The following is a 9,506-nucleotide window of genomic DNA, read 5'->3' on the forward strand; positions in this document are numbered from 1 at the left end:
CACTCGCCCTGCCGCAGCGCCTGCGCGGCAAGATGCATCGCCACCAGCGACGACGAGCACGCCGTGTCCACAGTGACCGCGGGACCCTCGAAACCAAACACATAGGACACACGCCCCGACGCCACACTCGACGCCGCGCCCGTGCTCGCGAATCCCACCAACTCCGGTACGACCGCACCCATCCCGTAACCCTGACTGGACACACCGGCGAAGACGCCGACGTCGGTGCCCTTCAACAGGGCCGGATCGATGCCCGCCCGTTCCAGCGCCTCCCAGGACGTCTCCAGCAGCAACCGCTGCTGCGGATCCATCGCCAACGCCTCACGCGGCGAGATCCCGAAGAACCCCGCGTCGAAGAGACCAGCCGTGCGCAGGAATCCGCCCTGCCTCACGTAGGACGTGCCCGCGTGGTCGGGGTCCGGATCGAACAGGCCCTCCAGGTCCCAGCCCCGGTCCTCGGGAAACTCGGAGATGGCATCGACCCCGTCGACCACCAGCTTCCACAGGTCGTCGGGCGAGGACACCCCACCCGGCAACCGGCACGCCATGGAGACGATCGCGAGCGGCTCGTCAGCGCGGCTCGTGCCCTGCTTCCGCAGGTTGTGCAACTCGGTCGTGACGCGCTTGAGGTACCTGAGGAGTTTCTCGTCCGTGGCCATTCTTCAGTCCTCACGAAGGTTTGATGGAACGCACAGCCTTGAACTGAACTCAGGTGAGCCCGAGTTCGCCGTCGATGAAATCGAGGACTTCATCCACGGACGCGGATTCCAGGTGCTCCGCCACCGTGGAGACGCGCGCCTGCTCAGGCGCTCCGTTGCACCTGGCCATCAGCCCCTGAAGACGAAGCGAGATACCGGCTTTCATTGATTCGTCAAGACCCGGACCAGTGATCAGCGACTCGATGTCCGCTATCCTCGCGTTCACGCGAGAAAACAGGTCGCCGCTGGTGCCGAACTCGTCGCGCAGATGGCGGGCGAGGGCCAGCGGGTTCGGATAGTCAAAGACCAACGTGGCGGAAAGCTTCAAACCAGTACCTTCACGCAACCGGTTACGCAACTCCACCGACGTCAACGAATCGAACCCGGCATCCTTGAACGCCCCATCCGCCCGCACCGCCTCCGGCCCGGCATGCCCCAGCACCACAGCAGCCTGAGCACGCACCAGATCAACCAGCAAAGCCTCCTGCTCCTCCGCACCAAGCCCGGCCAACCGGTCACCCAACCGACCACGCCCATCCCCACCACCCACCGCACGCGCCGACTGCCGACCCGACCCGACCAAACCACGCAACACATGCGGCACCTCACCACCAGCCGCCGCACCAGCACGCAACCCCCGCAGATCCAACTTCACCGGCACCAACAACGCCTGCCCAGACCCCACAGCGGCATCGAACAACTCCATACCCTCCACCGCCGTCATCGCCAGGACTCCGTCACGGTTCGCACGCCGGCTCATCCGTACCTGGTCGACGCTGCTGAGGTGCGTGATCAACCCGCTGGTGTGCTTCCACGGGCCCCACGCCAGCGACAACCCGGGCAGGCCCGCCGCCCGACGACTGGCCATCAACCCGTCCAGAAAGGCATTCGCCGCCGCGTAACCACTGCTGCCGGCTCCCAGGAAGACGGACGAGACGGAGGAGTAGACGATGAACGCGTCAAGGTCCATGCCCCGGGTCAGCTCGTCCAAGTGCCGCACCGCGTCCACCTTCGGCCCGAACACACCCGCCAGCCGATCCGGGGTCAGACCACCGATCACCCCGGCGTCGAAGACACCTGCCGTATGCACCAGCCCCGTCAGGCGATGCTCGTCCGGCACCGATGCCAACAGAGCGGCCACCTGATCACGGTCGGACACATCACAGGCGACGACTGAAACCTCTGCTCCGTGGTCGGCCAGCTCGGTGATCACATCCTCCACACCCTCGGCGGCCGCACCCCTCCGACTGGCCCACACCAAATGCCGCACACCATGATGAGAGACCACATGCCGAGCCACCAGCGCAGCCAACGACCCGCCACCCGTGATCATGACGGTCCCCTCGGGCGCGAACACCGCCGGAACATCAGGCGTCTGAGCGGCAGCACGGACCAGCCGAGGGACCGACAGTGCCGTGCCACGGACCGCGATCTGCGGCTCGCCGCTGGCCAGCACCGAACCCAGCACCGCCTCCGCACCACCGTCGGCGGCGGGATCGAGGTCCAGCAGGATGATCCGGCCCGGATTCTCGGCCTGAGCGGCACGCACCAGACCCCACACCGCCGCAGCGGAGGGATCGGTCACCGTACTGTCACCGCCGGCGGGAACCGCGCCACGGGTCGCCACCACCAGCCGCGACTCCTCCAGGCCCGTTCCGGCCAGCCATGTCTGCACAACCGCCAACGCGCGTGACGTCAAGCTCAGCGTCGCATCCGCATCCGCACCGCCGACGACCTCCAGCACGACCGCCGTAGGCGCATTCCCGGTCAGGGCCGCCACGTCGTTCGCGGTGGCCACCGCCGCCCACGACGGCTCGTCGTCGGGTTCGGCCGAGGCCAGTCCGGTCCAGTCCACTTGTAACAACGAATCAGCACGCGCCGTGTCCGCCGCCGTGGCGCCCGACTGCTCGGCGGACACCTCACGCATCACCAACGAATCCACGGTCACGACCGGATCGCCACCCTCGTCCGCAGCCGCCAGCGACACCGTGCTGGGCCCTCCGGGCATCAACCGCACCCGCAACGCCGACGCACCGACGGCATGCAGCACGGCCCCCTTCCAGTCGCCCGGTTGCCACAACTCCTGCCCGTCTTCGCCGATACTCGTCACGACCGGGTGCAGGGCCGCGTCCAGCAACGCGGGGTGGAGACCGAAACCAGCGGCTTCGTCCCGTCGCTCCTCGGGCAGGGCGACCTCGGCGAAGACCTCCTCGCCACGCCGCCACACCGCCCGTACCTCCTGGAATGCGGGTCCGTAGGCGTAACCGCGCTCGATCAGGTCGGTGTAGAAGTTCCCCACCTCGACCGCTTCCGCACCGGGCGGCGGCCAAGCCGTGAAATCGAACCCGGTACCACTCCCGCCCGACATCACCGACAGCACACCAGAGGCATGCCGCGTCCACACATCCCCCCCATCCTCACGCTGCGAATACACCCCCACCGTGCGTGAACCATCCGCACCCGACCCACCCACCACAACCTGCACCCGCACCCCACCACGCTCAGGCACCACCAACGGCACCTCCGTCACCAACTCCTCCAGAACAGAACACCCCACCTCATCCCCCGCACGCACCACCAACTCCACCAACCCACTCCCCGGAACCAACACCACACCACCCACCACGTGATCGCCCAACCACGGATGCGACCGCAACGACAACCTCGACGTGAACACCAACCCATCCGACTGCGGCAACCGCACCACCGCACCCAACAACGGATGATGGACCGACGACTGCCCCAACGACGCCGCATCCGTCGCTGACTCGACAGGCCGGAGCCAGTAGTGCCGGTGATCAAACGCATACGTGGGCAGATCCACCCGTCCGGACGCCGGGACCACCCCCGACCAGTCCACCCCCACACCCCGCACGAACAACTCGGCCACCGAAGCCAGCAGCGTCCGCTCTTCCGGGCGGCCGTCGCGGAGGGACGCGACGCATGCCACCGCAGCGCCTACGGCGGCCGCTGTCTCCTCCACCAGGCCGGTCAGGACCGCACCGGGACCCAGTTCCACGAACAGCGCGCCGCCGTACTCCACCGCGGCCTCGATCCCCTCGGCGAACCGTACCGGCCGCCGCACGTGTCCGGCCCAGTACTGCGGGTCAGCGAGCTCACCAGGCTCGGCCAGCCGCCCGGTCACATTCGAGACCACCGGAGTCACTGGCGGCCGCCACACCACCTCGGTCAGCTCCGCGGCGAAGTCGGCCAGCATCGGCTCCATCCTCAGCGAGTGGAACGCGTGGGAGACCGCCAACCGCTTCGTCTTGTGTCCCTGCTCCCGCAACCGGCCGACTGCCGCGAGGACCGCGTCCTGATCGCCGGAGAGCACCACGGAGGACGGCCCGTTGATCGCCGCGACCTCCACGCCTTCGCCCAGCAGTCCGGCAACCTCCTCCTCACCGGCAGCCACCGCGACCATCGCCCCGCCCGGCTCCAACGCCTGCATCAGCCGACCCCGGGCCGCGACCACCCGCGCCGCATCGTGCAGTGACAAGGCACCGGCGGCATACGCCGCAGTGATCTCACCGACCGAATGCCCGATCACGACATCCGGCCGCACGTCCCACGACTCCAGCAGCCGGAACAAGGCACTCTCCACCGCAAACAGTCCCGCCTGCGTGAACACCGTCTGGTCCAGAAGTTCGGCACTGCCTGTCACCCTGCCCAGAACCACCTCACGTACCGGATGATCAACCCACCCGGCCAGACACCTGTCCAATTGCTCACACGCCTCGTCCAACGCCTCCGCAAACAGCGGATACCGGTCATACAGCTCCCGGCCCATCCCGACCCGCTGCGATCCCTGCCCCGGAAACACCCACACGACCTTGCCCGACGACCCCGCGCTCCCCGCCACGACGCCGGACGCGCTCTCACCCCGTGCCAGCGCTTCGAGCCCGGCAACGGCCTGCCCGTTCGAGTCCGCCACCACCACGGCACGCTCATCCAGCACCGCCCGGCCCGACACCAGCGCCCCGGCCACACCCGCCAGCGACACCTCACCGGCACCCTTGAGGAACGACGCCAGCCGACCGGCCTGGCCCGCCAAGGAACCGGTGCCGCGCGCCGACACCACCAGAGGCATCACACCCGCCTCCGGCGAGGCGGGCGGCATTTCCCCGGCGGGCGCCTCCTCCAAGATCAGATGTGCGTTCGTCCCACTGATCCCGAACGAGGACACACCGGCCCGACGCGGACGACCGTTGCGCGGCCACTCCCGCGCCTCGGTCAGCAACTCCACCGAGCCCACGGACCAATCCACCTGACTCGTGGGTTCGCCCACGTGCAGCGTCGGAGGCATGACACCGTGCCGCAATGCCTGCACCATCTTGATCACGCTGCCCACACCCGCGGCCGCCTGCGTGTGACCGATGTTCGACTTCAACGAACCGAGCCACACCGGACGCTCCGGATCCCGGTCCTGCCCGTACGTCGCCAGCAACGCCTGCGCCTCGATCGGATCTCCCAGCGCCGTCCCGGTCCCATGCCCCTCGACCACGTCCACGTCGGACGGCGAGAGCCCGGCATTCGCCAGCGCGCTGCGGATCACCCGCTGCTGCGACGGACCGTTCGGCGCCGTCAGGCCGTTCGACGCGCCGTCCTGGTTCACCGCACTGGCACAGAGCACCGCCAAAACCCGGTGTCCGCGCTCCTGCGCCACCGACAGCCGCTCCAGCACGACCACTCCGACGCCTTCGGACAGGCCCATGCCGTCCGCGCTCTCCGCGTACGCCTTGCAGCGCCCGTCCTCGGCGAGTCCACGCTGGCGGGAGAACGACACGAAGGATCCGGGCTTCGCCATCACCATCACGCCGCCCGCCAGCGCCGTCGAACAGTCGCCCTTCCTCAACGCCTGTGCGGCAAGATGCATCGCCACCAGCGACGACGAACACGCCGTGTCGATCGTGACCGCAGGACCCTCGAATCCGAACACATAGGACACCCGGCCGGACGCGACGCACGGCGCCGCACCCGTGCCCACGAAACCCTCCAGCTCCGGCGTGACCACGCCGGCACCGGCGCCATAGCCCTGACTGGACAGCCCGGAGAACACGCCGACGTCGGCGCCCTTCAAGGAAGCCGGGTCGATGCCAGCGCCCTCCAGCGCCTCCCAGGACGTCTCCAACAGCAACCGCTGCTGCGGATCCATCGCCAACGCCTCACGCGGCGAGATCCCGAACAGCCCCGCGTCGAAGAGACCAGCCGTGCGCAGGAATCCGCCCTGCCTCACGTAGGACGTGCCCGCGTGGTCGGGGTCCGGATCGAACAGGCCCTCCAGGTCCCAGCCCCGGTCCTCGGGAAACTCGGAGATGGCATCGACCCCGTCGACCACCAGCTTCCACAGGTCGTCGGGCGAGGACACCCCACCCGGGTAGCGACACGCCATGGAGACGATGGCGATCGGCTCCCGCCCCTGGTCCTCGATCTCGCGCAGCCGCTTGCGGGCGTCGCGGGCGTCGGCGATGGCCCTCTTGAGGTAATCGCGGAGTTGTACCTCGTCAGCCACTGAACTCAACCCCCAGGAGATGTCCGTGTGCGATTGCTGTTGATACGAGCGGTGCGGTTTCAGTCGAACCGGTCGACGAGCGCGAACAGCTCCTCGTCGCTGGCGGTGTCGAGATCTTCGTTGGACCTGTCCACGGGAGCTCCTGCCGTCTCGGCCGCCTTCAGCAGTTCCCGCAGGCGCCCGGTGATCCGGTCGCGGACCTCTTCGTCGGACGCAGAGATGGCCTTCTCCACGCCGGCGAGGCCTGCCAGAACCGGATCGGCCGGGGAAATCCCGTCGACGGCGAGTTCGTCGCGCAGGTGGCGGGCGAGGGCCTGCGGGGTCGGGTGGTCGAAGACCAACGTCGCGGGCAACTTCAACCCGGTCGCCTCACGCAACCTGTTCCGCAGCTCCACCGACGTCAACGAGTCGAAACCGGCATCCTTGAACGCCGCGTCCGCACGGACGGCCCCCGCTCCGGCGTGACCGAGAACGATCGCGACCTGAGCACGGACCAGGTCGAGGAGCAGCGCCTCCTGTTCCTCCGCGGCGAGCCCGGTCAGCCGGCGAGCCAGCCCGTCCCCGCCGGACGCCGCCAGCGCCGACTGCCGACCCACCCTGACCAGGCCGCGCAGCAGGTACGGGACACCACCGCCGGTCAGCGCGTCGGCACGTACCTCCCGCAGGTCCAGCTCGATCGGCACGAGCAGCGCCTGCTCGGATCCCATGGCGGCGTCGAACAGCTCCATGCCGTCCGCGGACCTGAGGGCCAGGACGCCTCCACGTCCCTCGCGCCGGGTCATCCGGGTCCTGGTGAGGTCGTCGATGTTGTCCGCCATCCCGGTGATCTGCCCCCACGGCCCCCAGGCCAGCGACAGGCCCGGCAGGCCCGCCGCCCGGCGGTGGGCCATCAACCCGTCCAAGAAGGCGTTCGCCGCCGCGTAACCGCCGCTGCCCGCACCCATGAAGATCGACGAGGCGGACGAGTAGACGACGAACGCATCGAGATCCAGGCCGCGGGTCAGCTCGTCGAGATGCCGCACCGCGTCCACCTTCGGCCCGAACACACTCGCCAGCCGGTCCGGAGTCAACGCCCCGATGACGCCTGCGTCGAAGACACCAGCCGTGTGCACCACACCGGTCAGCCGGTGTTCTTCGGGCACGGACGCCAACAGAGCCGCCACCTGATCACGATCGGAGACGTCGCAGGCGACGACAGAGATCTCGGCACCCTGCTCGGCGAGCTCGGCCACCAGGTCCGCCACGCCCTCCGCGTCGCGACCCCGACGACTGGCCAGCAGCAGATGTCGTACACCGTGCCGGGTGACCAGGTGGCGCGCCGCGAGACCACCCAACGACCCCGCACCCGAGACCAGGACCGTCCCTTCCGGCCCGAACACGGCAGGCGAGTCGGAGGGGTGATCGGTGACGCGGACGAGCCGTGGCACGGAGACGGTCGTTCCGCGGACCGCGATCTGTGGCTCACCGCTTGCCAGCACCGGCCCCAGGACCGGCTCCACTCCGCCTTCGGCCGCCGGATCGAGGTCCAGCAGGATGATCCGGTTCGGGTTCTCGGACTGAGCAGCACGAACCAGCCCCCACACCGCCGCCGCGTCCGGATCAGCCACCGAGCCGTCACCAGCGGGCACCGCGCCGCGGGTCGCCACCACCAGTCGCGACTCCGCCGGTCCGGCCTCGGCGATCCACGCCTGCACGACACCCAGCACCCGGGAGGTCAACGCAAGTGCCGTGTCGTCGCCGGTCGCTCTCAGCACCGCCACGGCAGGGCGGCCGTCGGCGAGGGCCACCACGTCGTCACCGGTGATCACGGGCACCCACGGCGATGAAGGCTCCCCATCAGCCGAGGGCAGTTCGGTCCAGTCCACTCGGAACAAGGAATCGCCGGCCGCCCTGTCCACCGATGTCTCCAACTGCTCGGTGGACACCGCCCGCAACACCAGCGAGTCCATCGTCAGCACCGGGCAGCCGGTCTGATCGGCGGCATGTATCGACAGTGCCTCCGGGCCGGCCGGCGCGACGCGCACCCGCAGTGCCGAAGCACCAACGGCGTGCAGCACCAGACCGTTCCACGCGAACGGCATCACCGACTGCCCGGGGCGATCCCCCGCCGTGTCCGCCGTGTCCGCCGCGGCGGCGATCGTCCCGGTCTGCAGGGCCGCGTCCAGCAACGCGGGATGGATACCGAAACCAGCGGCTTCGTCCCGTCGCTCCTCGGGCAGGGCGACCTCGGCGAAAACCTCCTCGCCGCGCCGCCATACCGTCCGCACGCCCTGGAACGCGGGCCCGTACGCGTAACCACGCCGGAGCAGGTCGGTGTAGAAATCCCCGACCTCGACCGGCCGCACACCCGAAGGCGGCCAAGCGGTGAAGTCGTACCCGGTGCCACTCCCGCTCGGCGCCGCCGACAGCACACCGGTGGCGTGCCGCGTCCACACATCCCCGCTGTCCTCGCGCAGCGAGTACACGTCCACCGTGCGCGAACCGTTCTCATCCGGTCCGCTCACCGCGACTTGTACACGGATCCCGCCGTGCTCGGGCAGCACCAGCGGTGCCTCCGTGACGAGTTCGTCCAGGACCGGGCATCCGGCCTCGTCACCGGCGCGCACCGCCAACTCGACCAACCCGGTGCCGGGGAACAGCATCACACCGCCGACCGCGTGATCGGCCAGCCACGGATGCGACCGCAACGACAACCGTGAGGTGAACACCAGCCCGTCCGACTGCGGCAACTGCACCACCGCACCCAGCAGCGGGTGATCTGTCGCCGCTTGCCCCAGTGACGCGACATCCGTCTGCCCTGCCGACTGGAGCCAGTAGTACTGGTGGTCGAAGGCGTACGTCGGCAGGTCCAGCCGTGCGGACGCCGCCCCGGTGGGCAGGATCGTGGCCCAGTCCACAGGTACACCGCGGACGAACAGTTCGGCCATGGAGGTCATCAACCGTCGCGGGCCGCCGTCCTCACGTCGCAACGACCCGACCACGACCGCGTCGGTGTCAGCGGTGATCTCGGTGATCGGTTGGACCGCCACCGGGTGGGCGCTGATCTCCACGAACACCGCGTGCCCTCGGTGGAGCAGGTCGACCACCGCCGGGCCGAACCGAACCTGCTGACGCAGGTTGCGATACCAGTACCCGCCATCGAGAACCCCGGCGTCCCGCACCCAACTGCCGGTGACGGTGGAGTAGAACGGCACCCTCGGTGCCCGCGCGACGATCCCGGCCAGTGCCCCGGCCAAGGTGTCGCGGATGTCCTCCACATGACAGGTGTGCGAGGCATAATCCACCGCCACCCGCCG

Annotated in this window: 2 protein-coding genes and 1 pseudogene; all 3 read right to left on the reverse strand. The window is 69.1% G+C overall.

The genetic code is table 11. From position 1 onward, the window contains the following. Window positions 1–659, reverse strand: a 659-nt coding sequence (locus ACIRQP_RS41290; protein WP_403900469.1) for a beta-ketoacyl synthase N-terminal-like domain-containing protein, incomplete at its 3' end; no start/stop codon positions are given. 49 nt (window positions 660–708) lie between these two features. After that, window positions 709–6,210, reverse strand: a pseudogene (locus ACIRQP_RS41295) (type I polyketide synthase); the annotation flags it as partial. A 59-nt stretch (window positions 6,211–6,269) separates the two neighbouring features. After that, the coding region (locus tag ACIRQP_RS41300) for a type I polyketide synthase (RefSeq protein WP_403900471.1) at window positions 6,270–9,506 on the reverse strand (3,237 nt) is incomplete at its 5' end.

Origin of the sequence: Streptomyces sp. NPDC102274 (assembly GCF_044766385.1) — a bacterium.
Classification (GTDB): domain Bacteria; phylum Actinomycetota; class Actinomycetes; order Streptomycetales; family Streptomycetaceae; genus Streptomyces.